General features: G+C 69.0%; 26 protein-coding genes and 6 pseudogenes. 17 read left to right on the forward strand and 15 right to left on the reverse strand.

Going from position 1 to position 25,785, the window contains the following annotated elements; all coding sequences use genetic code 11:
- Positions 1 to 29: 29 nt before the first annotated feature.
- A complete protein-coding gene (locus ACIHFE_RS30350) occupies positions 30 to 323 on the forward strand; it encodes a DUF1330 domain-containing protein (RefSeq protein ID WP_400111649.1) in 294 nt (97 codons plus the stop codon).
- A gap of 238 nt (positions 324 to 561) precedes the next feature.
- On the opposite strand, the gene ACIHFE_RS30355 is transcribed toward ACIHFE_RS30350, so the two are convergent.
- From ACIHFE_RS30355 to ACIHFE_RS30380, 6 genes and pseudogenes are all read right to left on the reverse strand, one after another.
- Positions 562 to 1,149: a transposase family protein gene (locus ACIHFE_RS30355; protein ID WP_400111763.1), complete on the reverse strand. Its 588-nt coding sequence runs from the start codon at positions 1,147 to 1,149 to the stop codon at positions 562 to 564.
- 607 nt (positions 1,150 to 1,756) lie between these two features.
- Positions 1,757 to 2,176, reverse strand: coding sequence for a lasso peptide biosynthesis B2 protein (locus tag ACIHFE_RS30360; protein WP_400111651.1), 420 nt, complete (start codon positions 2,174 to 2,176; stop codon positions 1,757 to 1,759).
- Positions 2,173 to 2,430, reverse strand: coding sequence for a lasso peptide biosynthesis PqqD family chaperone (locus ACIHFE_RS30365; protein ID WP_400111653.1), 258 nt, complete (start codon positions 2,428 to 2,430; stop codon positions 2,173 to 2,175). Before ACIHFE_RS30365 ends, ACIHFE_RS30360 begins: the two co-directional genes overlap by 4 nt.
- Positions 2,411 to 2,866 carry an asparagine synthase-related protein gene (locus ACIHFE_RS30370; protein ID WP_400111765.1) on the reverse strand — a complete coding sequence of 152 codons (456 nt, stop codon included), beginning with the start codon at positions 2,864 to 2,866 and terminating at the stop codon, positions 2,411 to 2,413. Before ACIHFE_RS30370 ends, ACIHFE_RS30365 begins: the two co-directional genes overlap by 20 nt.
- A pseudogene (locus tag ACIHFE_RS30375) lies at positions 2,790 to 4,274 on the reverse strand (asparagine synthase-related protein); the annotation flags it as partial. The pseudogene ACIHFE_RS30375 and the gene ACIHFE_RS30370, both read right to left, overlap by 77 nt.
- Positions 4,275 to 4,360: 86 nt before the next feature.
- Positions 4,361 to 4,501 (reverse strand): lasso RiPP family leader peptide-containing protein, encoded by a 141-nt coding sequence (locus ACIHFE_RS30380; protein ID WP_400111655.1) that lies wholly within the window; start codon positions 4,499 to 4,501, stop codon positions 4,361 to 4,363.
- A gap of 792 nt (positions 4,502 to 5,293) precedes the next feature.
- Between ACIHFE_RS30380 and ACIHFE_RS30385 the strand changes: the two genes are divergently transcribed.
- Positions 5,294 to 5,680, forward strand: coding sequence for a hypothetical protein (locus ACIHFE_RS30385; protein ID WP_400111657.1), 387 nt, complete (start codon positions 5,294 to 5,296; stop codon positions 5,678 to 5,680).
- Positions 5,681 to 5,804: 124 nt separating this feature from the next.
- Here the strand turns inward: ACIHFE_RS30385 and ACIHFE_RS30390 are convergent, their stop codons facing one another.
- Positions 5,805 to 6,632, reverse strand: a complete 828-nt coding sequence (locus ACIHFE_RS30390; protein ID WP_400111659.1) for a helix-turn-helix domain-containing protein — start codon at positions 6,630 to 6,632, stop codon at positions 5,805 to 5,807.
- Positions 6,633 to 6,735: 103 nt separating this feature from the next.
- On the opposite strand from ACIHFE_RS30390, the gene ACIHFE_RS30395 reads away from it, so the two are divergent.
- Positions 6,736 to 7,437: an SDR family oxidoreductase gene (locus ACIHFE_RS30395; protein WP_400111661.1), complete on the forward strand. Its 702-nt coding sequence runs from the start codon at positions 6,736 to 6,738 to the stop codon at positions 7,435 to 7,437.
- A gap of 30 nt (positions 7,438 to 7,467) precedes the next feature.
- Here the strand turns inward: ACIHFE_RS30395 and ACIHFE_RS30400 are convergent, their stop codons facing one another.
- Positions 7,468 to 7,869 carry a hypothetical protein gene (locus ACIHFE_RS30400; protein ID WP_400111773.1) on the reverse strand — a complete coding sequence of 134 codons (402 nt, stop codon included), beginning with the start codon at positions 7,867 to 7,869 and terminating at the stop codon, positions 7,468 to 7,470.
- Between ACIHFE_RS30400 and ACIHFE_RS30405 the strand changes: the two are divergent.
- Positions 7,855 to 7,911, forward strand: a pseudogene (locus tag ACIHFE_RS30405) (hypothetical protein); the annotation flags it as partial. The gene ACIHFE_RS30400 and the pseudogene ACIHFE_RS30405 sit on opposite strands and share 15 nt — an antisense overlap.
- Before the next feature lie 311 nt (positions 7,912 to 8,222).
- Here the strand turns inward: ACIHFE_RS30405 and ACIHFE_RS30410 are convergent.
- Positions 8,223 to 8,611 (reverse strand): annotated as a pseudogene (locus ACIHFE_RS30410) (carbamoyltransferase C-terminal domain-containing protein); the annotation flags it as partial.
- Positions 8,612 to 8,722: 111 nt separating this feature from the next.
- Here ACIHFE_RS30410 and ACIHFE_RS30415 point away from each other — a divergent pair.
- Entirely contained in the window at positions 8,723 to 8,857 is a 135-nt protein-coding gene (locus ACIHFE_RS30415; RefSeq protein ID WP_400111662.1) for a hypothetical protein, read from the forward strand.
- Between the two features lie 33 nt (positions 8,858 to 8,890).
- Here the strand turns inward: ACIHFE_RS30415 and ACIHFE_RS30420 are convergent, their stop codons facing one another.
- Positions 8,891 to 9,442 carry a hypothetical protein gene (locus ACIHFE_RS30420; RefSeq protein ID WP_400111664.1) on the reverse strand — a complete coding sequence of 184 codons (552 nt, stop codon included), beginning with the start codon at positions 9,440 to 9,442 and terminating at the stop codon, positions 8,891 to 8,893.
- A 223-nt stretch (positions 9,443 to 9,665) separates the two neighbouring features.
- Here ACIHFE_RS30420 and ACIHFE_RS30425 point away from each other — a divergent pair, with 223 nt between their 5' ends.
- From ACIHFE_RS30425 to ACIHFE_RS30440, 4 genes are all read left to right on the forward strand, one after another.
- Positions 9,666 to 10,562: a hypothetical protein gene (locus ACIHFE_RS30425; protein WP_400111666.1), complete on the forward strand. Its 897-nt coding sequence runs from the start codon at positions 9,666 to 9,668 to the stop codon at positions 10,560 to 10,562.
- A 140-nt stretch (positions 10,563 to 10,702) separates the two neighbouring features.
- A complete protein-coding gene (locus ACIHFE_RS30430) occupies positions 10,703 to 10,987 on the forward strand; it encodes a helix-turn-helix domain-containing protein (RefSeq protein WP_400111668.1) in 285 nt (94 codons plus the stop codon).
- Positions 10,984 to 12,555 carry a helix-turn-helix domain-containing protein gene (locus tag ACIHFE_RS30435; protein ID WP_400111670.1) on the forward strand — a complete coding sequence of 524 codons (1,572 nt, stop codon included), beginning with the start codon at positions 10,984 to 10,986 and terminating at the stop codon, positions 12,553 to 12,555. Before ACIHFE_RS30430 ends, ACIHFE_RS30435 begins: the two co-directional genes overlap by 4 nt.
- On the forward strand, positions 12,555 to 13,130 hold the full coding sequence (locus ACIHFE_RS30440) for a transcriptional regulator (RefSeq protein ID WP_400111672.1): 576 nt from the start codon (positions 12,555 to 12,557) through the stop codon (positions 13,128 to 13,130). Before ACIHFE_RS30435 ends, ACIHFE_RS30440 begins: the two co-directional genes overlap by 1 nt.
- Positions 13,131 to 13,324: 194 nt before the next feature.
- Here the strand turns inward: ACIHFE_RS30440 and ACIHFE_RS30445 are convergent, their stop codons facing one another.
- Positions 13,325 to 14,587 carry an alpha/beta hydrolase family protein gene (locus tag ACIHFE_RS30445; RefSeq protein ID WP_400111673.1) on the reverse strand — a complete coding sequence of 421 codons (1,263 nt, stop codon included), beginning with the start codon at positions 14,585 to 14,587 and terminating at the stop codon, positions 13,325 to 13,327.
- Positions 14,588 to 14,623: 36 nt separating this feature from the next.
- Here ACIHFE_RS30445 and ACIHFE_RS30450 point away from each other — a divergent pair, with 36 nt between their 5' ends.
- From ACIHFE_RS30450 to ACIHFE_RS30460, 3 genes and pseudogenes are all read left to right on the forward strand, one after another.
- Entirely contained in the window at positions 14,624 to 15,157 is a 534-nt protein-coding gene (locus tag ACIHFE_RS30450) for a helix-turn-helix domain-containing protein (protein ID WP_400111675.1), read from the forward strand.
- Positions 15,158 to 15,387: 230 nt separating this feature from the next.
- Positions 15,388 to 15,564: pseudogene (locus ACIHFE_RS30455) on the forward strand (transposase family protein); the annotation flags it as partial.
- Positions 15,565 to 15,617: 53 nt separating this feature from the next.
- A complete protein-coding gene (locus ACIHFE_RS30460) occupies positions 15,618 to 16,826 on the forward strand; it encodes a transposase (RefSeq protein WP_400111677.1) in 1,209 nt (402 codons plus the stop codon).
- On the opposite strand, the gene ACIHFE_RS30465 is transcribed toward ACIHFE_RS30460, so the two are convergent.
- On the reverse strand, positions 16,807 to 17,340 hold the full coding sequence (locus tag ACIHFE_RS30465; protein ID WP_400111679.1) for a GNAT family N-acetyltransferase: 534 nt from the start codon (positions 17,338 to 17,340) through the stop codon (positions 16,807 to 16,809). The two genes, ACIHFE_RS30460 and ACIHFE_RS30465, sit on opposite strands and share 20 nt — an antisense overlap.
- Before the next feature lie 427 nt (positions 17,341 to 17,767).
- Positions 17,768 to 18,796 (reverse strand): hypothetical protein, encoded by a 1,029-nt coding sequence (locus tag ACIHFE_RS30470; RefSeq protein WP_400111681.1) that lies wholly within the window; start codon positions 18,794 to 18,796, stop codon positions 17,768 to 17,770.
- Between the two features lie 134 nt (positions 18,797 to 18,930).
- On the opposite strand from ACIHFE_RS30470, the pseudogene ACIHFE_RS30475 reads away from it, so the two are divergent.
- Positions 18,931 to 19,050 (forward strand): annotated as a pseudogene (locus ACIHFE_RS30475) (transcriptional regulator); the annotation flags it as partial.
- Positions 19,051 to 19,303: 253 nt separating this feature from the next.
- Positions 19,304 to 19,518 (forward strand): annotated as a pseudogene (locus ACIHFE_RS30480) (oxidoreductase); the annotation flags it as partial.
- 260 nt (positions 19,519 to 19,778) lie between these two features.
- Here ACIHFE_RS30480 and ACIHFE_RS30485 read toward each other — a convergent pair.
- A complete protein-coding gene (locus tag ACIHFE_RS30485; protein ID WP_400111683.1) occupies positions 19,779 to 20,765 on the reverse strand; it encodes an alpha/beta fold hydrolase in 987 nt (328 codons plus the stop codon).
- A gap of 143 nt (positions 20,766 to 20,908) precedes the next feature.
- On the opposite strand from ACIHFE_RS30485, the gene ACIHFE_RS30490 reads away from it, so the two are divergent.
- The gene (locus tag ACIHFE_RS30490; RefSeq protein WP_400111685.1) at positions 20,909 to 21,538 is read left to right on the forward strand and encodes a helix-turn-helix domain-containing protein; all 630 of its coding nucleotides are present in this window, start codon (positions 20,909 to 20,911) and stop codon (positions 21,536 to 21,538) included.
- 294 nt (positions 21,539 to 21,832) lie between these two features.
- Here the strand turns inward: ACIHFE_RS30490 and ACIHFE_RS30495 are convergent, their stop codons facing one another.
- Entirely contained in the window at positions 21,833 to 22,840 is a 1,008-nt protein-coding gene (locus ACIHFE_RS30495) for a hypothetical protein (RefSeq protein ID WP_400111767.1), read from the reverse strand.
- A gap of 238 nt (positions 22,841 to 23,078) precedes the next feature.
- Between ACIHFE_RS30495 and ACIHFE_RS30500 the strand changes: the two genes are divergently transcribed.
- Positions 23,079 to 23,348, forward strand: a complete 270-nt coding sequence (locus ACIHFE_RS30500; protein ID WP_400111687.1) for a hypothetical protein — start codon at positions 23,079 to 23,081, stop codon at positions 23,346 to 23,348.
- A 617-nt stretch (positions 23,349 to 23,965) separates the two neighbouring features.
- Positions 23,966 to 25,372 (forward strand): serine/threonine-protein kinase, encoded by a 1,407-nt coding sequence (locus ACIHFE_RS30505; RefSeq protein ID WP_400111689.1) that lies wholly within the window; start codon positions 23,966 to 23,968, stop codon positions 25,370 to 25,372.
- Positions 25,373 to 25,785: the final 413 nt, after the last annotated feature.

Genomic DNA, 25,785 nt, shown 5'->3' on the forward strand with positions numbered 1-25,785 from the left:
GATGCACTCGTCCCAACACTGGAGGTTCCATGCCCAAGGGCTACTGGGTCAGCGTCTACCGCATCATTTCAGACCCTGAGAAGCTGGCTGCCTACAACAAGCTGGCCGGTCCGGCCGTCCGGGCCGGGGGCGGGCGGCTCCTGGCCCGTGACGGTCGGGTCGCCGTATACGACGCCGGAATCGCCGAGCGCACCATCCTGATCGAGTTCGACAGCTTCGAGCAGGCCGTCGCGGCGCGCGAGAGTGCGGCCTACCAGGAGGCGCTGGTCGCCCTCTCCGACGGCGTTGAGCGCGACTTCCGCATCGTCGAAGGCATCGACTGACCGAGGTCGGGCGTGTCCGGGACTTCGCGTGAACGGTCGGCTTCACCGCGGCTTGTGTAGCGGCGGCCGGGCCGGCGCAGGCACAGGACGACATGGTGGGAGGTGTTGTCAACACCGTCCTCGGCCCTGCCGGAGATCCCTTCGGTTTCGCCGATCTCTCGCAGGTGATTGGGGGGATCTAACGAGCGCTCGTGCGCAGTTGGCCGTGGCGCGTCGTCGGCTGCGGAGGCGTCCGTTTTCATGCGGCGTGGGTGAGCGGCCTGGTGGCACTTTGCTGGTGAGAGACCAGGGCGGCGACGGCTTGGACGGTCTCGGGCAGTTGTTCGCGGCGGCCGTGGTGACGAGCGAGGCATCGCCAGTTCTTCAGGTGGGCGATGCCGTGCTCGACGCGGATCCGTCGGGAAGGGTGCGCGTGCTTGGCCTGGGTGTGTATTTCCTCGTACCAAGGTGGCGGGTTCGTGCGGGACTTGCGGTGTGGCGGGGTGACGACCTGTCCGCCGGTCTGGCCGCCGAGTCCCTGGTAGCCGGCGTCGGCCAGGACCTCTACGCAGGGTCCGGTGTCGAGGAGGCCGACGAGCCCGGATTCGCGGGCCTGGGTGATGTCGGGACAGGCGCCGGGCCGGGTCTCGCCGCAGAACAGCAGTCTGCCGGCCGCGTCCGTGAGGACCATGGCCTTGGTGGCGTTCTGCTTGCTCTTGCCCGAGACGAAGCGGTCCCGGCCGTCCGTTACCCGGGCGGGGCGGCGGACCCGGATCGCGGTGGCGTCCAGGATCGCGGTCTTCCCACTCTCGCCCAGGTGCCCTACGACGTCGGCGAGGGTCCGCAGCCGTGCTCATGCCACAACGGACCGATCTCGGCAACGAGTTCAGCCACCACCGTCGACACCGGTCCTGTGATCCGCTGGTTCCCCGCCATCGCCGCGCGTGTCGTGATCCCCTCCACAACCGACACAACGGTCAAGGAACGGACGTGCCACGGCCAAACCATGCACGCAACTCGTTAGTACTCCGGCAGCGGTTCTCCATGTCTGCTGGTCGGCGCAGTAATTTCGGGCCTGGCGGGCTGACGGGCCGTCATGGTCCCGGTGGTTTGTGACTCACCCGGAGAAGCCGGGTGCGGTGTTGGCAGTGGCAGTGGCGCGCTATGGCTTGGCGCCGTCGTCGCCAGTGTGACCAGCTCGGCGCGTGCTGGTGGTGGTGCGTGGGCCTGGCGCGATATGCCGGTTTGGTGTCAGTGGGCTGGTGCCAGTGATGGCTGAAGTGGCATCTCGATCGCGATGGGGACCTAGGGGATGCGCTTCGTCAGGAAGTGCGGGGCGAAGCGGGTCCGCACGTTCCACCGCCCTGCCAACGCGAGCGCCATCTCCACGAACCGGTGGTTGGGGTAGGTGGACGCGCGGACCTGGCCCGCGGTCCGCATGCCCGGGCCTCGGGTCAGGTCCGTTCCTGCGTCGGCACCTTGATCATCGCCCGGTAGGTGGCGGTGTCGTTGGGTTCGCCTACGGGTTTACCTTCGGCTTCCACCCAGGCGTGGGCCCCGAAGGGCGTGGTGCGCACCCCGCTGCACCAGGTGGGCCAGTGTCCTCGCATGCGGCACAGCAGGGCGGTGGCCAGTGAGCGTGGCAGGCAGTAGCGGCCGGCGCACAGGGTGCTGACGGTCGTCACCTCCTGCCGTGCCCGCAGGGCCTCCTCGTAGGTCGCGGGCCGGGCTCCTCGCCGTACCCGTCCCAGGATGGTTCGGATCCGGCGTGGTGGCTGTCGGGCGAGGAGCCGGCCGGCGACGACAGCGGTGCGGACGGCGATCCGGGAGCCGGGCGTCGGCCGGATGTCACTGGTGTCCAGAATCTGGCTCATGACGAGGAGACCAGCCTTTCCCGGGTGAGGTGTTCGATCACGGCCGTGACATCGGCGGTCGCCTGCTCGCGGGTCACCGGGCGGGTGGCCGCGAGCCGTTCGGCGATCTGTTCCGGCGTGGCGCCATCCAGCAGGGCCTGGATGACGAGGGCGCCGGTGCCGTTCAACTGCCAGTAGCGCCCGTTGCGTTCGTCGAGCAGGACCATGCCGTCGTCCGTGATGCAGGCGTTCACGTCAGCGTGCAGTCGGTGCATCGTTCATCTCCCTTGAGTGGTTCAGGGTTTTCTGATGTTCCACGTCGCGCAGCCACGCCTCCGCGGCCAGCGTCATTTCCAGTTCGCTCACGCTGCCGGCCAGCAGTGCGGGCGAGAGCAACGCCCGGCGCAGCTCTGCCTCGTCGGCTACGCCTGCTGCCACGAGCCGGGAGTCGTCGGCCCAGGCGGCGAGGGTGTGTCGCTGCAGGCGCAAGCCCTCCTGCCATTCCGGCATGCAGTGGTCTTTGGTCGTCCGGCGCAGGATGGGCTCGGGCACCAGGCCGTCCATGGCGGCGGCAAGCAGCGGCTTGTACGACCAGGGGCTCGCGGCCTCGTGTGGCCGAGGCAGCGAGCGCTGCCTCGGCCACGGCATCGTCACAGAACGGTGTGTGCTGAGGCAGTCCCGCGAGTGCCGCGTTGTTGCTGAAGTGCACATCGCCCAGACCCGCCTGCTGCACGGCGGCTATCCAGGCGTGCCGGCCGCGCTCGTGATGCAGCGGTTCGCCGGCGTCCCGGGCCGCCGCACGCAGCAGTCCGCGGGACAGTTCCACGGCCTGGTCGCTCGCCCACGGCGGAAGCTGCGGACGCACGCCCCAGCTGAAGCCCGTCATCGGTGCGGGCGTGCGCAGTTCCTGCCCCGCGGCACGGGCGAGCCAGGAGGCATACGAGCGGCGGTCGAGCAACATCGCCGCGGTCGTCCCGAATGGCTGGCGATAGCGCGCGCGGAGCCCGGCCGCATGCCGCAGACCGGCTACCGGTGAGCGGCGCAGCAGCCCGTGCACATACGCTACCGGCGGCTGGACGACGTGATCTCCGCCGTGTCCCGACAGCCGCAGCCCGGCCCCGCCCGAGCGCATCTTCTCAGCCAAGTACCGCTGTTTCAGCCAGTCGCGCCGTACCAGCGACGGCCCGTCACCCGGGTCAAGATGCTTGTCGAGTCCAGCGAAGAAGGCGGGCAGATCAGCGTCCGGAAACACCAGATGCTCGACGTGAGGCAGGTGTTGGGCGGCCTCCAGCGCGTAAGGGCGATCCTCGTTGGTGGGCGCGCTCCAGTGCAGGGTCATGGTCACCAGCCGGGCCCCCGCCTCGGCCGCCAGGAAACACAGCGAGGTCGAGTCCATGCCACCGGACAGATCCGCGGCCACCACTTCCCCCGGCCGGACCCGCAGCGCGACCGCCCGGCGCAGCGCCTCCCGCAGTCCGGCCGCCGCTTCCCGCAGCGGCAGCTCGGCCGCGGGCGGCCGCCACCACCGCAGGGTGTGCACACCACGTTCCGGTACCAGCTCCACAACCTCCGCGGGCGGTATGGCACCCACCCCACGCCACGGCGTGCCATCGGCGAGCGGATGCGGGATGCTCAGACCCGCGAGCCGCAGCGCCAACTGCGCGGTGTCCACCTCGGCACCGGTCAGCCGTGCCAGGACATGGGCACGATCGGCGCACACGGTGACGCCGTCGACCTCGACCCGGTACACCCGCCGCGTCCCCGAGAAGCTCCCACGGACATAGGACCTGCCTGCCACGGATGCCAGAACGTGGAAGGAGCCGTGGGTGCCCGACAGTGTCGCCTCGATGTCCGAGGTGGCGCGAATCTTCCCGGCGCATGAGGCGAGTCCGGCGGCGTCGAGGGAACAGATCCCGACTACGGCCAGCCGTACCTCACCCACAGCACAGACGGTCATCTCCTCGTCGGACCATTGGCCGACCAGCCAGGGGCGGCCGGAGGCATGCGGGACTTCCCGGGACGCGTCCGGGCCGGACAGGTTCCGCACGCGGTCGAGGAGATCCGGGGACAGATCCTGGTCGGGAAGGACAACGAACCAGCGCGCCGACGTGATGCCCATCAACTTCTCCAAGCAGGGGGTGGGCGATGAAGTGGGGGCGCAGGCCCCGGACCGCAACGGTCCGGGGCCTGCGCCCGATGGGCAGCTCAGAGGTTCCAGGTGCCGTACGTAAGCTCAGGGATGCCGGGCCAGGGACCCTGGGTCGCCTCGGCGTATCCCCCCGCCTCGACGAGCAGCGGCGGCTCGTAGACATCCTCGATCTCGATGTTCTTCAGTGTCTCGCGCACAGCGATCACCTCCAGTCACATCGGAAGTGGAATCTCCACCTCCGTCAGGCCAAATGGCCATGCGACCCTACGTTGGCCGTCATGCCCCTGCTCCCATGACGGCGATGGCGTGTGGTGTCCCGCCGGCGAGACACCACACGCCATCAACCACGCCTACGCTGTGGGGCCGGTCATCAGGCTCACTGCGATCCTGTGCCGGTTGAGGAGCAAGCGTCGGCGTCACAAACGCCCGGTGAGGCCCCGCCGCCGGGAGACGGCTGGATCCGGAGGACCGTCAAATGGTTCGGCGCCGAGAAGGGTTATGGGTGCGGCTCGTTTCGAGTGAAGCTCGTGATCAAGGGACGGCAGGTGCCGATTCTCATCTCGATAATCCCTCCTGGGCGGCGTGACCTGCGGTTACTGTGCTGTCGAGACTCTGACTGACGCCGAGATAGGCGACGTACTCGCACCCGCGGGGCTTCGACTGGTCGAACGGATCCAGCAGGATGTCCGGCTGCCCCCACTGCCGGAGTACGCACGGTCTGGGGTGACGGCAGGCTCAGCACCATCGTCATCCGCCCGTAGCTGTCGCCTTCTTGGACGGCCACTCCCGCTCTGGTCTGCTCGTCTCTACCGTGGTAGCGGGAGAGGAGCGGTGGATGGGCTCGCTGTTCGAGGAATGGGAAGTCCGCGAGGCCGCTGCCCGGACGCGGGTAGGTGCTGGAAGCCGAGCTCGCGGAGGTGTCTGCGCGGCTGAGCGCGGCTCGGTAGGGGCTGGAACGGCCGCGGATCACGCGGGAGACGGTCGCTGAAGTGCTGGCGGAGATGACCCCGCAGAAGCCGGGGGCCGCGGTCGATACCGACCGGTCGAGCGCAGGTGAGCCGGTGGCGTCGGCGTATGCGGGGGCCGAGCGGCAGGTCGTCGGGGTGCTGACGGTGCCGAACTGGCAGCCCGGGATGGGGGCGGAGGTCCTGCCGTGGGTGTATCGGGACATCGTGGAGGTGGTGGCGGACGCACCGGGGCCGGTCCGTGCCAAGCAGATCGTGCCGAGGATCGGACTGCCCGCCGGGACGGGGAAGATCGAGGGCGCCCGGGCGAAGCTGAAGCGGCTGGTGGATCGCGGCTGGCTGGACGAGGACACGCCGGGCATGTTCGCCCCGGCTCGCCGCCGGGGTGGACCGTCGCTCAACTTCCGTTAACAGAAGGGCCCTTCCGCGTCTGCATGCGAAGGTGCGACCCAATCGAAGCTGGAACGGTCTTGTCGTCGGGCGGCAGGCGGCTCGGCAGGACTTGATGTGTTTCCCGGATGTCTGCCGGGCTGGCTTATGCGTTCTGGGTGGTCATGCCGAGCAGGACCAGGGAGTCGTGTTCGGCTGTGCCGGGCATGGCTTGATAGACGAGCAGGCGCTGGCCGTCGTCGGTGGTGCCCAGTACCTCGATGGAGAGGGTGAGCGGGCCGACCACGGGGTGGTGGAAGGCGGTTTCGCCGCCGCGTTTGACCCATACCTCGTGCCGGCGCCATAGCGCGGCGAACTCGCTGCTGGCTTGGGAGAGTTCGGCGGCGAGCGCGGCGGTCCGCTCCGGGTCGGTCAGTTCGGCGGTGCGCAGGTGTGCGACGCAGTTGCGGGTGACCCGGTCCCGGTCGGCGAAGAGCGTTCGTGCGGCGGGGTGCAGGAAGGTGTACCGGAATGTGTTGCGCTGTCCCGGTGGCCAGTCGCCGAGGCCCGGCATCAGTGCCAGGCCTTCGGGGTTCGCGGCGAGGACGTCGTTGACTTCGTTGAGGACGTACGCCGGGCTGGGCCGGACCGACTCCAGCAGCAACCGCAGCCCGGGGCGGGCCGATTGGGCGTCGGTGCGCCGGCGGCGCGGTGTCCGGCCGGCGGTGCGGTCGGCGAGGCCGAGCAGGTGGGTGTGTTCGTCGTCGGTCAGCCGCAGGGCGCGGGCCAGCGCGTCGAGTACCGCATCGCTGGGCGCCGTCTCCCGGCCCTGTTCGATGCGGATGTAGTAGTCCACGCTCACCCCGGCCAGCGCGGCCAGTTCCTCGCGGCGCAGCCCGGGCGTACGTCTGGTGCCCGGCCCGACGGGCAGGCCGACATCGGCCGGGCCGATCCGCCCGCGCCGGATCCGGAGGAACTCTGCCATCGCGTTCATGTCATCGAGTGTGCCATCCGGTGGTCCGCTCGTGGGTGGCCGTGCCACTACCAGGAACGGCGCGGCCTTCCTGCCGTCACCGGACTCGGCGGAACCTCGGACCATGACCAACGCACTGATCATCGGCGGAAGTTCCGGAATGGGCCTGGCCCTCGCACGGACCCTGCTCGCCGACGGCATGGATGTGACGATCGCCGGGCGATCCGAGGACCGGCTCGCAGCGGCCCGGGCCGAACTGCAAGGAAAAATCAGCACGGTACGTGCGGACATCGGCCAGGAGCAGGACGTGGCCGATCTGTTCGCCCGGATGGGACCAGTGGAGCATGTGGCGGTCACCGCGGCGGACGCGACCGGGGTGTACGGCCGGACCGCCGACGTCGCCACCGCGGCCGCCCGGGCCGTGGTGGACACCAAGCTGCTCGGCGCCTGGCTCATCGGCAAATACGCGGCCGGGCACGTGACCGGCTCCCTCACCTACACCTCCGGCATCAACGCGTACCGCCCGAACGGCTCGAACACGATCGTGGCCGCGGCCAATGGCGCGCTGGCCTCGCTGGCGTACGGGCTGGCGGTCGAGCTGGCGCCGGTGCGGGTCAATGTGATCTCCCCCGGCTGGGTGGACACCCCCATCTGGGACCAGCTCGGCATGGACAAGCAGGCGGCCTTCGCCGAGCTGGCCGAGCGGCTCCCCGCCCGGCGCATCGGCACTCCTGAGGACATCGCCGCGGCGTTCGTTTCGGTGATGCGGAACGAGTTCATCACCGCGACAGTGCTGCACGTCGACGGTGGTCACCGCCTCACCTGATGCGGCATCCGATGCGCCCGCCCGGGCAGGTCAGCTGACGCAGGTGGTGGCGGGGACGCGTTCCGCCATGGCCGGGCAGCGGCCTGTCCTGCGCCCGGCATTCCCGAACAGACCCTGGCCCAGCAAGTCAAGGACTACCACCGTCTGATGACCCGCCAACGGGCTCGTGCGCAGTTGGCCGTGGCGCGTTGGCTCCTTGATCGTTGCACCAGCGTGGTGGGGATCAGGACTGCGATTGTCGGGAACCAGCGGATCACGGGGCCGTCGGCGTCGGTGGTCGCCGAACTCGTTGCCGAGGTCGGCCCGTTGTGGCATGAGCGTCACCAGGCCGGGCTTGCCGCCCGGGACCGGAAGCGGGCTGTCGGGGCCGGGGCCCGGCACAAGCTGGTCTTCGTCGACCGGCTGCTGGCCACCCTCGTGCAGCTCCGGCACGGCACGACGCACGATGTGCCGGCTTGCTGGTTCGACGTGGACCGCTCCACCGTCACCCGGGCCATCGGCGAGGCGCGGCCACTCCTGGCGGAACGCGGCTGCACCATCGTCCCGGGGACGCGGCTGCGGACGCTCGCCGACGTTGTGGGACACCTGGGCGAGAGCTGGAAGACCGCGATCCTGGACGCCACCGAGATCCGGGTCCGCCGCCCCGCCTGGGGAACGGACGGCCGGGACCGCTTCATCTCGGGCAAGAGCAAGCAGAACGCCACCAAGGCCATGGTCCTCACGGACGCGGCCGGGGCGAGCAGCATGAAAGGGGACGTGCCGCCGTCGAGGTCGAACCACGGGTTGGCATGCTCTTCCAGGACGGCGGGGGCGAAGGGCCGGAACGGCCCTTGGCGCTTGACGCGGTTGTTGAGGGCGGTGGAGCTGTCGGTGGTGCGGGGGCGGCGAGGATGCTGCGGTGGCCGAGTGCTCGGGGGCCGAGTTCGGCGCCGCCCTGGAACCTGCCGGGAGTGTGCCGCAGTTCCCGTATCCGCCAACCCAGTGTGCGGTGCGGCCTGTTCCGGTGACGTACGGCGTCGGCGTGAGAGTTCAGCACGCCGCGGGCCACCCGTGGTGTGCGGTCCAGCGTCGGGCTCACCCGGTCGGATGTGAGTCCTGGGGGATCCCGGAACCCGGCCGGCATGGGCTCTGCAGCGAGTTCCTCGAAACCGTCCGTGCTCTGCAAGCGCAGCATGTCCGGCAGCGCGGTGTCGTCGATCAGCCGGCCGCTGCCGTAGACGGCTTTCCACAGCAGTAGCGTCAGCACACGCCGATCGGCCGCCCATTCGCGTTCTGCTGCGTGCCCATGCTGGTAGACGAAAGCGAGGCGGCCTTGCTGATCGAGGTCGAGGTCATGCTCGAGGTGCCAGTCAAACAGCAACCGGCTCTGGGCCAGGGCGCGCTCCCATGGCCCAAGGCCGTACCGCTGCCGGTGCGCTGACTCCCTCTGCGCCATGGCCAACCAGTGTCCGCCCTAGGGACGGATGCTGAGCCGGGTCAGTCCAGTGGTGTGGCGGATGCCTCCACCGATCGCACAGTCGGTAGGGAGGTTGCCCGGTACCGTCTGGATGATCTTCTCCGCGGCCGCCCCCTGGCCGCGGCCGCCGACGACGTCGCCCTTGAGGAGGGCGGTGTTGACCCCCGCCACGCGGACCGAGGGCCCGGCCTGGTAGGCGATGACCGTAGTGGCGCCGTCCGCGTAGTGCAGGACCTCCTTGGACCGGTTCCAGGCGAGGAGCAGGCAACTGCCTCCGGTCTCGCCCTCGGTGTGGTACGTGGCCGTGCTGCCGTGACCCGAGCCGTCCGTGCAGCGGTACGTCCCGTCGACGGAGACCTTGGCGGATCCGGCGGAGGACAGGCCGAGCCCCGGCCCGTAGGTGATGTTCTCCTGACCCGTGCACTCCACGGCGGTATGTGCCCGGTCCTGATCCTGGCCCTGGGCCTGTGCCGCAGGAACCCCACCGGCGCCGGTCACGAGCAGGACGAGGGAGGCCAGGGCGATTCCTGCGCCACGAGTGCCGATCACGGTAAGTCCCTTCGTAGCCCGAACCACGGTGTGGCCAACGCGACTTGGATACCCCCTGGCATCGCCGGCCGCACCGCTTTCCTGGACGGTCAAGAGCGACGCAGTCTCCCCACACCCCGGTGTGCGCCCTCGCGCCCGCCGCACGCCCTACCCGGGGGCAGCGCGCCGGCGTCACCGTGAACCGTCACGGGACGCACGCGCAAAAGGGGTTGAGGAGTTACGGATGAGTGACGTGCGCCCGGCGGCGCCCCGGGTGGCCTCCGTGGCGGTGACCACACCGCCCTACAGGCACCGGCAAGAGGGGATCGCCGCCGTGTTCGCCGAGGCGTTCCTCGGTGCCGACGCGTCCGTGCGCCGGAAGTTCGTCGGCCTCGCGGCCCGTTCTGGCATCAAGTACCGCCACCTCTCCCTGCCGTTGGGCGAATACCGCAAGCCGCGTGACCTCACCGCGTACAACCGGACATGGGTCACCACGGCCAGTCAGGTCGGGCAGCAGGTCCTGACCCGTGCCCTTCAGACGGCGGAGGTCTCACCCGGCGAGGTTGGGGCCATCGTCACGACCACGACCACCGGAGCCTCGGTCCCGTCGTTCGACGCCGGCCTCGTCCAGCAAGTGGGCCTCCCACGGCATGTAATCCGGATGCCCCTGTTCGGTCTGGGCTGCGCAGGCGGCGCAGCCGGGCTGGCGCGGGTGCACGACTATCTGCGCGGCCATCCCGACCAGGTGGCCGTCCTGGTCTCCGTCGAGCTGTGCTCGCTCAACTTCCAGTGCGCCGGCACCTCGGTGGACAACCTGGTGGCCACCGGCCTGTTCGGCGATGGCGGGGCCCGTCGTGCTCCTCGGCGCCGACCTGGCGCGGCAGGCCGCCGGACCGGAGCCGATCGCCACCCGCAGCTGCCTGCACCCGGGCACCGAACATCTGATGGGCATGCGCCTGGGGACCGGGGGGATTCACGGTCTTCCTGGCCCCGGACGTCCCGGACGCCGCGGAGAAACACCTGCCCGGCGAGGTGCCCGGGGTGTCTGGCTGACCGGGCGGTGGAGGAGGTGCGCCAGGCGGAGCGGGATGCGCGGCGTGCGGCCCGCCGGCCTGTGGGCGGGCGGAACCTGGACCACTGACTGTCGGTCGGGACGGGATACGGGGCCCTGTCAGGAGTTCCGCATTCCCTTGGTCCGGAGGCCAGGCGCTAGGCGCATTTCTGAGCTTTAATCTCCGGATGTGATGCATTATTTGCATCAACTTTGGGTATGATGGGGCCATGGGATTGAGTCTGGAGGAGTCTCTCCGGCTGACGGTGGCCGCGTTGATGCAGGCGACGGGGGAGTCGCAGCGGGTGCTCGCTGCGGTGCTCGGGCTGACGCAGACGCAGGTCTCGCGCCGGCAGTCCGGGGCCACCTCGTGGACCTTGCGCGACGTCGATGTCCTGGCCGAGTACTACGAGATTGCCGCGCTGGATCTGCTGGCGGGGCCGACCCGGGCGTGCGAGACGCTGCCCGCCGCCCGGCGCCGCAACGCAGGCGCCGGGAAGGGAGTGCCCCGGTGAGTGACTTCGACGCGATCGACTCGCTGCTCGCCGCCGTCGGCCCGGAAGCCGAACTCCCCGCCCCCAAGGTCCGTCAGGAGCTGCGGGAGCGGGCCCGGTTGTCCAAGGCCCAGGTTGCCCGGGCGCTGGGGGTGAGCCCGTCCACGGTCACCGGGTGGGAGAGCGGCCGGGACCCGGTCGGCGAGATGCGGACCAAGTACGCGTATCTGTTGGACGGGCTGGTCGCCAAGTTCACCGCCGACACCGCCCCATCGGCGCCGCCTGCCACCGAGCCGGCCGCGCTGCAGGCCCCTGCCGCGGCCGAGGCTCTTCCGCCTTCTCCGGCGCCCGATGAAGGCGGTGAGGGTGACGAGGTGGAGGTCCTCGCGGTGTCCGAGCCGTGTGTGCTGTGCGGGCATCCCGCCAGGACCCGGGTGGCGGGCTTCGCCCAGCACCTGGACCCCGCCGACTGTCAGGCCACCGTTGCCGCGCCCGACAAGCTCACCACGCAGCCCGCCCAGCCCGAGACCGCTCCGGCCGTGAAGCCGCCGTCGCGCACACCGCGTACGTCGGCGCGTCCCGCCGAGCGTTCCAAGGGTCCGGCCCGGCGTGCGTTCCAGGAGCCGTCCGGCCCCGGCGACTTGATCAGCGAGGCGGTGAAGGCCGCGCTCGCCGAGCACCACGGCGACGTCGAGGCGGCGACTGCCGTGCTGCTGAAGCGGGCGATTCCGGATGCGATGCGGCTGCTGGACGAGACCCGCAAGGGTGCTCGTTACGACGTGATCGCCCACCCCTGGATCCCCGACATCCTCAAGAAGCAGACTTCCCGCGGCGCGGACCAGATCTGGGAGGCCCGCCCCAAGTGGACACGGCGTGAGCTGCCGCCTGGCCGGCACGAGGTGACGGCGCTCGACATCAACGGCGCCTACCTTTCCGCACTCAAGACGCACCTGCCGCTCGGCCAGTTGGAGCACTCCGCCGGCCTCCCTCACGACCGCCGCCGCGCCGGTGTCCACTTGATCACCCCGCCGGAGTGGGAACACGAGGCGGTCCTGCCGAACCCGATCGGTCAGCGGGACGAGCCGGGACCGCTGTGGGTGACCGAGCCGACCCTGCGTCTCCTGCTGCGCCTGTCCGGTCCGAAGTACGGGCTGTGCGCGCCCCCGGAGATCCACGAGTCCTACACCTCCGGTGCCACCGAGAACCTCCTGGAAAAGTTTCGCATCGCCCTGAAGGATGCCCGCGACACCGCGATCGCCGAGGGCGACGAGGTGACGCTGGAGTATGTGAAGGCGATGTACGCGAAGTTCGTCTCGACGATGGGGGAGTCGAACTACAACCGGGAGCTGTACCGCCCGGACTGGATGCATATCATCCGCTCGCAGGCGTTCTCCAACCTGTGGCTCAAAGCGCTCAAGGCCCATGACGAAGGCCTTATGGTCGTGCGCGCGATGGGTACCGACGAACTCCATGTCACCGGCGACTGGCGCGGTGTCTTCCCTGAAGGCCGGGGCGTTACCGAAGTGAAGGTCAAGGACACCTACACCGCCGGCACCGCCGGGCACACGGAAACGGAAGAGGAGGGGTAATGCCGGAGAAGAACCTCGACTTCGGAAGGTTCGGCGCCCAGGGCATCAAGGGCAGCGACGCCGTCGCCCGCAAGCTGGACGAGCTCGCGGGCGGCATCGCCACTCCGGTGACCGCCAGGCGCGGCCTGATAGCGCGCCTGCACTACCTGACGAAGTCGGGCAAGAGCCGCCAGGCCGCGCGGAAGGCAGGGCTGACGGTCACTGACCGGACGCTGAAAGCATGGCTGGAGGGCAAGCGCCGGCCGTCGAAGGCCAGCCTGGAACGCATCGACGCCGCATACCGGGCGGTGCGTCGGCAGAACGTCGCCCGGCACCTCCTCAAGCGCCTGAACCGCGAGGGCCGCGGGACCCGTGTGGAGATCCACCCCCTCAACCAGTCCCAGGTCGCCCGGCCGCACCAGCGCGTCATCGAGTATCGGACGATGAACGTACGCCGCTGGGACAAGATCGTCGGTTCCTGGGCGGCCGGTGACTACCGGGGCCTGGACGATGCGTGGACCACCGATGTGCTCCCGGACCTGGGATCGCAGTGGGGCCAGTACGAGTACGTCACCAACGTCGGCTTCGCCGCTTGAAGTTCTTGTAGGTTCTCAAATTCCGTGTCACTTTCTCGGGTTCGTTGTCGGGCGGATGCCATGTTCTGAGAACGTGCTGGTCGCGGTGTGACAGCGGCCGCCAGGAACTCCCCACGGACGGCCAGTTACGAATGTGACCGAGGGCGACTGGTGAAGGCGATGGGGCATGGGCCTGGCCGGGACTCTGTCCTCTCCTACCGCGGCGCCAGCCAGGTCGCGATCTCGTCCACCACTGCGAGAGCGACATGTCCTGGCTTGGTGTAGTCGGCTGGGGTGGGAGCGCCGCTGCCGGAGAAGAAGACGTGGTTGAGGTCCTGGTGGATCCGGATCTTCACCTCGGGCCGGTGTGCCAAGGCCTGCTGCCAGAGTGCCAGGTCGTCGGTGACGGTGACCTGGTAGTCTCGCCCGCCCTGCAGGATCAGCATCGGGTGGGTCAGTGCGGCCGCCGTGGTCAGCGGGTCGTAGGCGCGCAGGTCGAGCCAGTAGGCGGCGGAGAGGCCCAGGGGCAGAAGTTCCGGCGGTGTGCCGGGGGTGAGTTCTGGTCCTGCCACCAGCTCGGCCTTGCGGGTGAGCGAGGCCACCGCCTGGTCGGTACTCGGGCCGGGGATGAGGGCCGCGAGGTGGCGGGCGACCCTGACGGCCGCCTGGTGCATCGGCTGTGCGTCCGCGGCGAGTAGGACGAGGCCCGCGATCGACGGATCGGCGGCGGCGATCCGGGGCGCTGCCTTGCCGCCCATGCTATGGCCGAGAAGATGGATCCGGTTGGGGTCTATTTCGGGGTGCTGCCGCAGCAGTTGGAGGGCGGCGAGCGCGGGAGGCAGGTACTCGTCGGCCATGGTGAAGTCGGCGGGCAAGCGGCCGGGGTGTGCGAAGGTCGGTTTGTCGAAGCGCAGCGTGGCCACCTGCCGGGAGGCGAGGCCCCAGGCGAGGTCCTTGAGCGGCTTGTTCGGGCCGCTGGTCTCGTCCCGGTCGAACGGTCCGCCGCCGGCGAGTAGGACCGCGGCGGGCCACGGGCCGGGGCCCTGGGGGAGGGTGAGCGTGCCGGGCACGGCGAGCGGCCCAGTTCCGAGCAGGACTTCCCGTTCGGTGAACCGGTCCTGCTGGGTGTAGTGCGGAGGCTGCCACACGGCGCCACCGTGCGGATCGAGTCGTAGCCCATGCAGCCGGCCGTCGTCACCGACTGATGTGACCGCGGTGAAGCTTCCGTCTGCGCAGGTGATCGCGATGCGCACGCGGACCGGGTCGGCTTCGCCGGCCTCGATCTCCGGCTCCTGGACCGCCTGGATCCCGCCGTGCGCGGCGGCCTCGGCCGCCCAGGCCAGCCGCAGTGCCTCGGAGGAGACCGCGGCCCGCAGCGGGGGCGCGAAGAGTTCCACGGTCTGATCGAAGTGCTCGGCCCGCAGCAGTGCGGCGAAACGGCGCGCCACCTCCAGAGCCCCATCCCCATTCATTCTCATGATTGAGAACGGTAGCAGTTGTGAGAAGGTTTGAGTATGGACTCCCTGAGATTGCTCGCCCACCCCATCCGGCTGCGGATCGTGCACGCGATGGGCGGTGGACGGCTGCTGACCACCGCTCAGCTGTGCGCACGTATCCCGGAAGCCTCCAAGGCCACCGTCTACCGGCACATCGATCTGCTGGTGAACGGCGGGATCCTGGAGGTGGCCGAGGAGCACAGGGTGCGTGGGGCGGTGGAACGGCACTACCGGCTGCGCCAGGACCGGGCCGTCATCGGGGCCGAGGTGGTCCGCACGCTCACCCCCGAGGACCATCGGCAGGCGTTCGCGACCGCTATGACCGCCCTGCTGGCCGAGTTCAACGCCTACCTCGACCGCGAGGAGGCGGACCCCGTGGCCGACCAGGTGGGCTACCGACAGCACGCCCTCTGGCTCAGCCCGGCGGAACTGGCGGAGCTGATCGGCGAACTACGTGTGGCCATCGTGCCGAGACTGGCCAACTCGCCCGGCCCCGAGCGGGCGCAGTACCTGCTCAGTCCGATCCACTTCCCGGTCGAAGCCCCGCAGTAGCCAGCCGGCCCGGCGACCGACAACCGGAGCCCGACACCGACTCCGTTGACGACTATGCATGGTGACATCCGCGGCCAGATGACTCCCCGCCAACTGGCCGCGCGCGGGGAATCTGAACGGCTCTGATCACCATCTCGGGATGACCGAGCGTGACTGCCCGCCAGGTCGGCCCTTGATCAGGTGTGTTGCGCGATCAGCTTCTCGACCTGTTGCTTCCCCACCTGGCCGCTGTGGCCGTCGACGGCATCCGCGTCGTCGGGTCAGGGCTGAGAGTTGCGGCCTCGTGTACCGCCCTCGTCGCGTGTTGTCCGGACTGCGGGGCAGGGTCGCGTCGTGTCCATGACCGCTACCGTCGTCGCCTCGCCGACGTCGCCGCAGGCGGACGGCCCGTGACGATATCCCTGACCGTCCGGCGATTCTGGCTTTCCGATACGGGCGGCGGAGCTGCCTTCAGCAGGCGATGCCGGAGGCGGTCGGCCGCCTGCTGGCGGGCCGGGCCGGCGCCCGTCTCGCCCGGATGCTGCACTGCCCGGTCAGTCCGAACGCCCTGCTCAGCAGGGTGTGGGCCTCGTCGACGGAGCCTCCTGCCGACAGTCCGCGGGTGCTGGGCGTTGACGATTTTGCTCTCAAACGCGGTCACGTCTACGGCACCGTGCTGACCGACATCGAGACCGGTCGTGTCGTCGACGTGCTCCCCGACCGGACCGCGGAGACCTTCGCTGCCTGGCTCCGACAGCACCCTGGCGCTGAGATCGTCTGCCGCGACCGGGCCAGTGCCCACGCCGAGGCGGTCCGTATCGCAGCACCGGACGCGGTCCAGGTCGCCGACCGTTTCCATGTGTGGCTGAACCTGTGCAAGACGGTCGAGAAGTGCGTCGTCGCTCACCGCCGCTGCCTCGTCCCGCCCGAGGACGAGGGCCAGGGCGACGTGGTGGAACCGCCCGTCGGGCCGCCGGATGCCGAGGGCAAGCGCGCGGCGAACACCCGGCGCCACTTCACGGCCGTGCACGAGATGTACGACAAGGGCGTCGCCATCGAGGTGATCTCGAAAGCGCTGCGGATGGACCGCAAGACGGTCCGCAAGTACGCCCACGCGACCACTGTGGAGGAGTTGTTGTCACCGCCGCGGCAGAACCGCCGGATGCTGCAGCCCTGGGCCGAGTACCTCAACATGCGCTGGCACGAGGGCTGCACCGACAGCGGCCGGCTCTTCCGCGAGATCCAGCAGCGCGGCTACCGCGGCACCAGCCGCACCGTCCGCCGCTGGCTCGAACCCCTGCGCTCCGCAGAGGCTCCGACGCCCAGGAGATCCGAGGCACCCACCATCAGGCATATGGTCGGCTGGCTCACCCGCCACCCCGACAACCTCACCTCCGGCCAGCAGCTCCAGCTCAAGCGCGTCCTTACCCGCTGCCACGAACTCGCCGACCTGCAAAGGCACATCGCAGACTTCGCCCACCTGATGAAGACCCTCGACGGCCATCTCCTGCCCAGCTGGATCAAGGCCGCAGAGGGCACGCCAGCCGCCGTTCCGTCCCCAGCGCCCCGGCATGGAGCGTGCGCCGCGTCCGCTTCTGCCGACGGAATGGGGACACCTGCCGCCTGCCAGCACTGTACGGAGCCGTCCGCAACGCCAAACATCGGATGTGTCAGAGCCGTCTCGTGGTGAACAAGGTGGTCCCGTACACCGTGTCCACTTCCTTCCGCTCGGTCTCGGTGAACCCGACCTTGGCCAGCACACGGCGAGAAGCGGTGTTCCAGTCCCAGACCGTGGCCCACAGACGTTCGTACCCAGACGATCTCGCCCATTCCAGAACTGCCAACGAGGCCTCGGTCGCATATCCCTGACGCCAAACTCGACGTAGCAGCTCGAATGCCAGTTCCGGTTCCCCTGTCGGTCCTCGCCCGCTGTCGACCAGCCCGCAGTAGCCGATGACGTCACGTGAGGCCTTCCGTTCGACCGCCAGCAACCCGATCGACCACAGCCGGTTGGTGCGGATCGAATCCCCGAGCTCCGAGACCGTGGGGTGTCCGTCCGCGTCGATTCGGCGGTGCGGCGGCACTCGTGGATCACGTTCGGTCCACAGCTCGCGCTGGACGACAGCCTCGGCTACCCGCCAAGGTCTGAGCAGCAGGCGACTCGTCTCGAGTGCGACCTCGCTGCCCGGTGCGCCAACTGTCATGACAGCAACCGTCTCACGGGCGACCGCTCTGTCGTGCCACGGAGCGCGCGGTCGGTCCTGCCGATCGTGGACGCTCGATATGCGGGACAATCGAGATCAATCCCTGGGCGCCGACTTGGACTTGTGCACGCTCGGCTGTACCCGGTGGGACACGTTGACCTGTATGCCGACACCAGTCACGCTCGGTCATCCCGAGATGTTGAACAGAGCCATCTGAACTGGCCACTAACACGGTTTTGGGGCCGGGCGCCGGAGCGGGGACCTGACACGGAATAGGAGAAGTCCCCGCCGGTGACGTGGTCTGAGAACTGGGGATCAGCCCTGGTCGTGGCGTCGGCGGATGACATGGCCGATGAGAACCTACTGACCGAACATCGCTGTGCCGCACGCCTGCCCCGCCACATGAGGAGGCGCACTCGCGCACGTGTTATGCCGCGGGCTTCTGCAGCCAGTCTGCTTCGGTGGTCCAGAACATGTGGCGCGCGCCGAGGTAGCCGTGGGCGAAGTCCGTGAACCGTTCGCGGGTGTACGGCTTGCCTGTCCTGGGGTCCTTGGCGTTGATGTCGGGTTCCTGGACGGCCATCGCGACGAGAGGAAGGGCATCCTTGTATTCGTGGAGGAACTTGTAGGAGTTCTCCATCTGGTACTTCCGGTCCGGCAGGGTGTCCGGTCCCCCGATGCCGATCTTCTTGTGCCTGGCGAGGTCGAACATCTCCTTCATGCGCTTGTGGTCGTCGTCATCCGGCAGGAAGTTGATGTACTGGATGAACTGCGTCTTGGTGAAGACCTTCTTGCCGTAGCGCATGTTGTCGATCTCGGCATCGATGTAGGACTTCGAGGTGTATTTGGTCTGATCCGTCTTGGTGTCCACCTCGACCGCGGTCTCCGGAAGGTTCACCCCGGCGAGCTTTCCGTCGAACTTCCCCGCCATCGCCTTCAGCATGGCCTGGAAGTCGGCCCGCACATTCTTGTTCCACTGCGCGACCATGGCCCCGTGGGTGGTGGGATTGTCAGGGTTCTCATCGATCGTCGGCGCCACCCCGCCCTCGTCCTTCACATACTGGGGGACGTTGGCGTCCTTCATGGCTACGTCGAAGAACCGGTCCTGGACCTGGACGAACAGCTTCTTGTGACGTTCCTGGAGATACTTCAGGGCATTGTCCAGCCGCGACCACTTGTACTCTCCCTTCTTCCCCTCAAGGGCCTTCCAGGGCACCACCACCTGCACGCCTCCGATGTCCGAACGGTCAATCATGGCCTTGATCTTCGGGTTCTCGCCGGACACGGCATCCTCGAAGTTGCCGAGCGACATGTACAGATCGTCCGTCACCTTGCCGTGGCCCACGGAGGCGGCGGCCTTGGCGGGGGCGGGAGCCGCAGCGGCGACCCCGGCGCCAGCCGTCAGGGCGACGGCCGTGAGGACAACAGATCCAACTGCACCACGTTGCGTCATCATGAATGAGACGCTAGGGGAACGTTCTTAGTGAAAGATAAGAGCATCTACCCATGGGTGTGGGCACCTTCGGCTTCAAGCTGGGCAGGTCCGGGAAGCGGCTTCATCCTCATGCGGTGAAGTGGTAGCTGAGGCCGATGGAGCGTCTGAACCGCGAGGGTCGCGGGACCCGGGCGGAGCTCCACTCTCTCGATCAGTCCCAGGTGTCGCGGCCGTTGCGGCGGGTGGTGGAGTACCGGACGCTGAACGCGCGCCGCGAATCTCCGGGCGTCATGCCACGAACCTGGCCTGGATCGTCTGTTCGGCTGTCCTGTCGCATGGCAGATGGCGGATTCTCACGCGGTCTCATCCACGCTGTCGGATTCTCATCGTTTCGCGGGCCGGGCGGGGCCTTTGTCTCGCTCAGGTGGTTTGGTCTCGCTTCGTGGGCCGCGTTCTCATCGTTCCTGTCGCGGCCGCTTGTGGCTGTACGCGAGGGCCGGAGGTACCGGCTCTGGGCACAAGCGGTACACGGTCCAGCAGGGAGCCGCCACCACCATGGTTGCGGCCGTCGCCCCGCAGTTCGCCCACTCCGGAGGCCACTAACTCGATGACTCGCAGGAGGCCTACACCGTGCCGAACGACGCCGGCCTCGCGCAACACCCGCACGGCGTCAAGGAATGGGCGCTCGATCCCGCTGTCGCCGAGCGCCTATGGGCGTTTCGACCGACCTGCTCCGCACCTGACCTCCCGGCGCCACGACCCCCCGCGCCCGACTGCCCAGGCAGCGACGAGCCGAGCGCCCCCGGATTCCGCGGAAGCCAGGCGCACTGAGAATCCCGCGTCGAGCTTTCTCGCTCCACCTGGCAACCCCGCAGCTCACCACAAGATCCACGGACAGACTCAACGCGACGGGACATCGGCATCACCGGGCAGACCGGCATGGGTCACCCCGGCGCGGCCCGCCCGAAACGCACCGCCGGGCTGCTCGGACAGCCCGCCTGGTTCAGCTCTGAATCGTGGCGAGCCAGTCGGTCAGCAGGCTGTTGACCTCGTCGGGGCGTTCCTGCTGGATCCAGTGGCCGCAACCTTCCAGGAGGTGGGAGGCCGACAGGCGGGGGAGGGTGGTGGGGTAGGCGTCGATGGCGTCGGACATCCACGTGATGGAGGCGTCCAGGGCGCCGCCGATGAACAGGGACGGCTGCTTGATCGGGGCTCCGCGGTGCGGGGCGAGGTCTTCCCAGTCGCGGTCCATGTTGCGGTAGCGGTTGAGGGCGCCGGTCAGGCCGGTGCGCTCGAACTCCCCGGCGCAGATGTCGAGGTCGTCCTCGCTCAACCATGCCGGGAGCGGGCCGACTGGGAAACGGTCGCGCAGCCGGCCGCCGCGGGCTACGAAGTGCGGGCCGGGCTCGTGCTCGGCGGGCATGGTGTCGGCGGACAGGGCCGCGTAGAAGCCCGCGAGCCAGCCGCGGACGTCGGGCTCGATCTCCGCCTCGGCGCGGCCGGGCTCCTGGAAGTAAGAGACGTAGAACTCCTGCTCGGGTCCGCCGATCTGGCCGAAGACGTCGGTGGGGCGGGGGCCGCCGGGCGGCGCGTACGGGACGCTCAGCAGGCCGACAGCGCGGAAGATTCCGGGGTGGAGCAGGGCGGAGGCGGCGGCGATGTTGGAGCCCCAGTCGTGGCCGATGATCACCGCGTTCTCCTCGCCGAGGGCGTGCACGACGGCGACGTTGTCCTCCACCAGGTCCAGCATGCGGTAGGCGTCGGTCTCCGTGGGCTTGGAGGAGCGGCCGTAGCCGCGCACGTCGATCGCCACCGCCCGGTAGCCGGCCGCGGCCAGGGCCGGGAGCTGGCGGCGCCAGGAGTACCAGGACTCGGGGAAGCCGTGCACAAGCAGGACCAACGGGCCGGTGCCCTGCTCGACCAGGTGCAGGCGCCCGGCCGGGGCCTCGACGGTGCGGTGGCGCAGTGCGGCGGACGGCTCGGATCGCATGGCGGACTTCTCCTCGGTTCGGGCGGCCGGCGGGAACCCGTCGATCATGCGGCGTTGCGGCCACTCGGCGCGATCAGCGTTGCCATTCTGGCAAGGTTGCAGGACAGGGCGGTGAAGAGGCACGACGGGAAGGAACGGGGACGGTGGCAGGTGACCATGTGACCCAGACGCTGGCGGCGATGGGGCCGCGGCTGCGGGTCGTGCGCGAGCGCCGTGGCGTCACACTCGCCGATGTCAGCCGCGCGACCGGCATCTCGCCCAGCACGCTGTCACGGATCGAGACCGGCCGGCGCAAGCCCACCCTGGAGGTGGTGCTGCAACTGGCGAAGGAATACGCAGTCGCCCTGGACGAGCTGGCCGACACCGCACCCGCCCCTGCGGCCGAGCCCCGCAGCACGGCGCCGCACAGCTTCGGCGACGACAAGGCGGTGTTGCCGCTGACCCCGTACGTCGGCGGCCTGCACGCCCACAAGCACGTCCTGCCTGCCGTCGCAAAGCCGCCTGGGCGGCCCCGACAGGTGTCCCACGAGGGCTACGAGTGGCTGTGCGTCCTGTACGGGCGGCTGTGGCTCGCACTCGGCAACCAGGACCTCGTCCTGACTGCCGGGGACGTCGCCGAGTTCGACACCCGCATCCCCCACGGAGTCGCGAACGCCGGATCCGCCGGACCGGTCGAGTACCTGATCATGTTCGGGCCCCAAGGAGAACGTCTACGGCTGCGCACCCCTCCAGCCGCCGGCCGCGGGATCGGTGACAGAAAGGCTGCTGAATGAGCAGTTCTGACAAGCCGCGTGCCTCGGCGGGGACAACCAGGCTGCTTCGTTCGGTCCCCTTCGCCACGTCATCCGGCTTTGCCGGTGACAACTACCGAGCTTCGGCTCAGCCCGTTGTGATGGCGTACTGTGGGGATCACCGACGCGGGGTGGAGCAGCTCGGTAGCTCGCTGAGCTCATAACCCAGAGGTCTTCTCTGAACTACTGAAGTTGAATGCGTGATGTCGGTCAGCCATGTGTGCTCAGGGGCGTCCTGGTCCCAGCTCCGACTCGATCCGCACTACTTCTGACGGGTCAGCATCCTCGGTCGTAGATCGCCCGCAGCCACGGTTCCTTGACAGCGGGCATCCGCGCGAGCGTGTACCGGAACGCCTCCCTGGACGGCTGGAACGGGTACCACGGGTACGGCGGCAGCGGGTCATCCCGCTCGACGCCTGCCGGCAGCCCGCCGACCACCGGCAGCCTGGTTCTGTGGGGCGGGAAGGCGAGTTCGGCCCAGAGCGCGGCATCCATAGGTACCGGTACCGCCCCGGCACGCGGCTGCCACATCTCTCCGGTTTGCGGATGGACTGGCACCAGCACCAGGTCAGCGGTCGGCTCGCCGAACTCCGGTCCCGCCAGGTTCAGCCGCTTCGCGCCTTCCCCGGCGGGCAGTAGCGCGCCGAGTGCCCGGCCGAGGAGCCCCGCGACCGGTCCGGGCGCGACGGCGACCGGCGCGCCCCCAGCGGCCACCACCACCTGCGCGAGGGCCACGCCCGCCGGGATGTCCCGGTACTCGCTCAGCCGGTGCCACAGCGCGCCGGTGGCCAGCAGTTCCGCCCACTCCATGACCGGCCGCTCCGGGGGGCCGGGCAGCCGCACTACTGCCTGGGGGATGAGCCGGACGACCTGCCAGCACCCGCAGTCGTCCATCCGCGTTCCGACCGGCAGATCGCAGCCCAGGCAGGCGAGGTTGGGCCCGTCCCTCCCATCGATCCCCATGCAGTAGCCCCCGGCTCGCTCAAGGATCAGCCTGGTGCCGCGTATGTCGCCGGGCGCGAGGAGGACGGTGTCCGACGGTCCGTCGGACAGTGCGCCGAACGGCGCGAAGCGCCCCCGCTCCGCCGCCTCGCGCGCTCCGACCTCGTCCCACTGCCGCCACGGCGGCCCGTACGGGGCGGGGTCGACTGCGTAGGCCCCGGCCTCCAGCAGTGGCGGGTGCAGTGTCTCCCAGTGGGTGTCGGCCAGGTGGATCGGCAACGCCACCTCCGATACCGCCGCCGTCAGGACCGCACCGCAGCCCGCACACCCGAACACCGCCAAGCTGTCCCCTCCCACGGTCGAAGCCCCTGCATCCCACCAAGCAGGCGGACCGGGGAGCAAGGGGTTTTCAGGCGACGCCATGCGACGCGGGGCGAAGTGCGGGCCCTGGGACCCTGTACCGTCACTTCGCGAACCGCCAGGCCCTGCTGACCGCAGTACTTGGAGACCGAGTTCAGGCCCTGTGCGAGCAAGCAGAGAAACTGCGCACCTCGGACTCCGTCGATGACGCCCTGTCGCAATGGTTGGGTGCGTTCCTGGCCCATGCCCGCGCCAACCAAGGCATGGGCAGTGCGTTGACCATCAGCTGATCCTGAACGCGGCAGACAGCCTGCTTACTCGGGCGCAACAGCACGGAACCGGCCGTGCCGACCTGACCGCCGGGGACCTGGTCCAACTCATCACCGGGATTGCGCTGTCCACGGCCCGCGACGAGCATGCCGAACAGGCCCACCGGCTGCTGGCTCTCGTGCTTGATGCCATGCACGGGGCACCACGCCGAAGCGAGTGATCCCCGCCGGTCCGTGCACGCGGACTTCTGTCTGCCGGAGCCACCTTGCCGAGTACGCCGCCACGAAGTTGGTGTCAACTGGACCGAAAACAGGCGAAGATGTCAGCAAAGAACGACCTTCGAGTGCCAAGCAGAGCGACCAGACCGACCACAGGCCCCAGGTCAGCCCACCATCTCGGTGTCATCTGACTCGATAAGTCGCACCATGTGAGACAAACGCTGGCGTCTTGTCGCGTTGAAGTAGTCAGGTTCTCACTGGTTCTCGTTCGTGCCGGCGGATTGACTCGTGGCAAAGACCGTCGCACGTCGACGAGATGGCAGGCCCGTGCCGCTCTCCCTGATGAGCGCGGAGCCATCAGGGCTGCGGGCCTCTGCCCGTTACTACCCCTGGTCTGAGGCCTCGGTCATCCGACCGGAAGGCGCCGGATTTCTCATTTGCTACCTCCCGTGTTACCTCCAGAACAGGCCAGTGTTGCGGATCGGACGGAAGAACTGGAACGTCGCCTTGCTGTCCGGAATCGCCGCCGCTATGAGGCGCAACGGACACGGTCCCCCAGCAGGCGCCCTGGTCTGCAAGCCCTGCCCTGCAACTACTGTGCAGCACTAAGGTGTTCGACGTGACAGAAGTGAACGGGGAGTTGATCGGCGGCCGGTACCGACCGATCGAGCTGATAGGCCAGGGCGGCATGGGCCGCGTCTGGCGGGGTCGGGACGAGACGCTCGGGCGGGATGTCGCCGTCAAGGAAGTGATGTTCCCGCAGGGCATCACCGCCGAGCAGCGAGACGTCCTGCTCCAGCGTGTGACACGGGAGGCGCGCGCCGCAGCACGGCTCAACCATCCCGGGATCATCACGGTGCACGACGTGGTCGAACACCAAGGCGCGCCCGTGATCGTCATGGAATACGTGACCGGCATCTCCCTGGCCTCGTCGATCGCGCAGAGCGGAGGGCTGCCGGTCCGCACAGTCGCCGAGATCGGCACGAAGATGCTGCAGGCGTTGAACCGCGCCCACGCATCCGGCATCGTCCATCGCGACCTCAAGCCGGACAACGTCCTGCTGATGGACGACCGGGTCATCATCACCGATTTCGGCATCGCGCACATGGCGGACTCGACCATGGCGCTCACCCACACAGGCACGATCATCGGCACACCGGCCTACATGGCGCCCGAGCAGTTGGCGGGCAAGGCTCCCTCAGCCGCCACCGACCTGTGGGCGTTGGGGGCCACGCTCTACAGCGCCGTCGAGGGGCAACCCCCCTTCAGCGCCGAGACCTTCACCGCACTGGTACTCGCCGTGGTCACCGAGGACCCGCGCCCTGCCCTGCGTGCAGGGGGCCTGGAGCCGGTTCTTGCGGCCCTGCTGACGAAGGATCCGGCGCAACGTGCCACGGCCGCGCAAGCGCAGGCCGCGCTGGAGCAGGTGCAACGGACAGGAGCGGCCGTTCCCGTTCCGATTCCCACTCAGGTCGAGCCCGCGCCGTCGCCGGCCTTCGTTCCCACGCCCGACGCCTTCACGATCACCGCGCCTGCCCGTCCCAGCAGTCCGCCTCTCAGCAGTTTCCCGCCGCCGGCGGGGTCCCCCTACCCACAGAGCACCGCTCCTGCCGGGCCCGGCACCCGAACGCTTCCGGGCCCTGGCATGGCGCGAACCTGGCGATTCGTCGGCTGCCTCGCGCTCCTGTGGATCACGGGCCTCGCGCTGCCGTGGAACGACCTGGCCGACACAGTGCGGTTCGGGTATCTCTCGCTGGACATCGTCTTCACGCTCGTGGTCGCCCTCGTCCACGCCTTGCCGCGACCGGGCTGGCACCCGGGGGCCTGCTGGGCGGCGGTCGTGGTCCTCGACACGGTCCTGCTCTTCCTCACCAAGCAACTCGTCGCCCAGTTGCTCGGAATGCAACCGGAACACGTCACGATCGGGTTCAGCCTCGCGCCATTGCCCCTCATCTTCAACGTCCTGATCCTCGCCACCGGCGCGTGGCTCCTGTGGTGGAAGGTCCCCGGCAGCCGCCCCGCCTGAGATCGCCCCCCGGTGACGCAGGGCGGCTTCCTCGCGGGACCGCCCTCCCCATCAAGATCAACGCTCATGCACGGCGCGAGGGTCGCCAAGCCCTGCCTTCGTGCTCGTACAGAGAGTCGCTCAACACGGTAGAGACGGCGGCCTGAGGCGAGAGATTTCCCCGCCCGGCCCCAGAATCGGGCAACGAGACGCTCCAAGGGACAAGAGCACGAGACAGATCGGCGTGACCCTTGGATGAGACAGCCAAGCTCAGGCCGCCGTAACAGAATGGGACATTCCGAATGTGAACCCACAAGATCAGCCCCGGCAGGGCCCGGATCCTGGATTGAGCCGAAGCGCGATAGTTGTCACTTCAGCAGGCTTGCTCGGCCGTGGGGACCAACGGAACAGCCAGTATCGGTGAGATTGATCTT

It is taken from the genome of Streptomyces sp. NPDC052396 (genome assembly GCF_044593195.1).
Classification (GTDB): domain Bacteria; phylum Actinomycetota; class Actinomycetes; order Streptomycetales; family Streptomycetaceae; genus Streptomyces.

What these genes read in the sequence shown, in the direction of transcription:
- ACIHFE_RS30350 (WP_400111649.1), top strand. Translation starts at nt 30, where the DNA reads ATGCCCAAGGGCTACTGGGTCAGCGTCTACCGCATCATTTCAGACCCT.
- ACIHFE_RS30360 (WP_400111651.1), bottom strand. Translation starts at nt 2,176, where the DNA reads ATGAGCCAGATTCTGGACACCAGTGACATCCGGCCGACGCCCGGCTCC.
- ACIHFE_RS30365 (WP_400111653.1), bottom strand. Translation starts at nt 2,430, where the DNA reads ATGCACCGACTGCACGCTGACGTGAACGCCTGCATCACGGACGACGGC.
- ACIHFE_RS30370 (WP_400111765.1), bottom strand. Translation starts at nt 2,866, where the DNA reads ATGTGCACTTCAGCAACAACGCGGCACTCGCGGGACTGCCTCAGCACA.
- ACIHFE_RS30390 (WP_400111659.1), bottom strand. Translation starts at nt 6,632, where the DNA reads ATGAACGCGATGGCAGAGTTCCTCCGGATCCGGCGCGGGCGGATCGGC.
- ACIHFE_RS30395 (WP_400111661.1), top strand. Translation starts at nt 6,736, where the DNA reads ATGACCAACGCACTGATCATCGGCGGAAGTTCCGGAATGGGCCTGGCC.
- ACIHFE_RS30415 (WP_400111662.1), top strand. Translation starts at nt 8,723, where the DNA reads ATGCTGGTAGACGAAAGCGAGGCGGCCTTGCTGATCGAGGTCGAGGTC.
- ACIHFE_RS30425 (WP_400111666.1), top strand. Translation starts at nt 9,666, where the DNA reads ATGAGTGACGTGCGCCCGGCGGCGCCCCGGGTGGCCTCCGTGGCGGTG.
- ACIHFE_RS30430 (WP_400111668.1), top strand. Translation starts at nt 10,703, where the DNA reads ATGGGATTGAGTCTGGAGGAGTCTCTCCGGCTGACGGTGGCCGCGTTG.
- ACIHFE_RS30440 (WP_400111672.1), top strand. Translation starts at nt 12,555, where the DNA reads ATGCCGGAGAAGAACCTCGACTTCGGAAGGTTCGGCGCCCAGGGCATC.
- ACIHFE_RS30445 (WP_400111673.1), bottom strand. Translation starts at nt 14,587, where the DNA reads ATGAGAATGAATGGGGATGGGGCTCTGGAGGTGGCGCGCCGTTTCGCC.
- ACIHFE_RS30450 (WP_400111675.1), top strand. Translation starts at nt 14,624, where the DNA reads ATGGACTCCCTGAGATTGCTCGCCCACCCCATCCGGCTGCGGATCGTG.
- ACIHFE_RS30460 (WP_400111677.1), top strand. Translation starts at nt 15,618, where the DNA reads ATGCCGGAGGCGGTCGGCCGCCTGCTGGCGGGCCGGGCCGGCGCCCGT.
- ACIHFE_RS30465 (WP_400111679.1), bottom strand. Translation starts at nt 17,340, where the DNA reads ATGACAGTTGGCGCACCGGGCAGCGAGGTCGCACTCGAGACGAGTCGC.
- ACIHFE_RS30470 (WP_400111681.1), bottom strand. Translation starts at nt 18,796, where the DNA reads ATGATGACGCAACGTGGTGCAGTTGGATCTGTTGTCCTCACGGCCGTC.
- ACIHFE_RS30485 (WP_400111683.1), bottom strand. Translation starts at nt 20,765, where the DNA reads ATGCGATCCGAGCCGTCCGCCGCACTGCGCCACCGCACCGTCGAGGCC.
- ACIHFE_RS30500 (WP_400111687.1), top strand. Translation starts at nt 23,079, where the DNA reads ATGGTTGGGTGCGTTCCTGGCCCATGCCCGCGCCAACCAAGGCATGGG.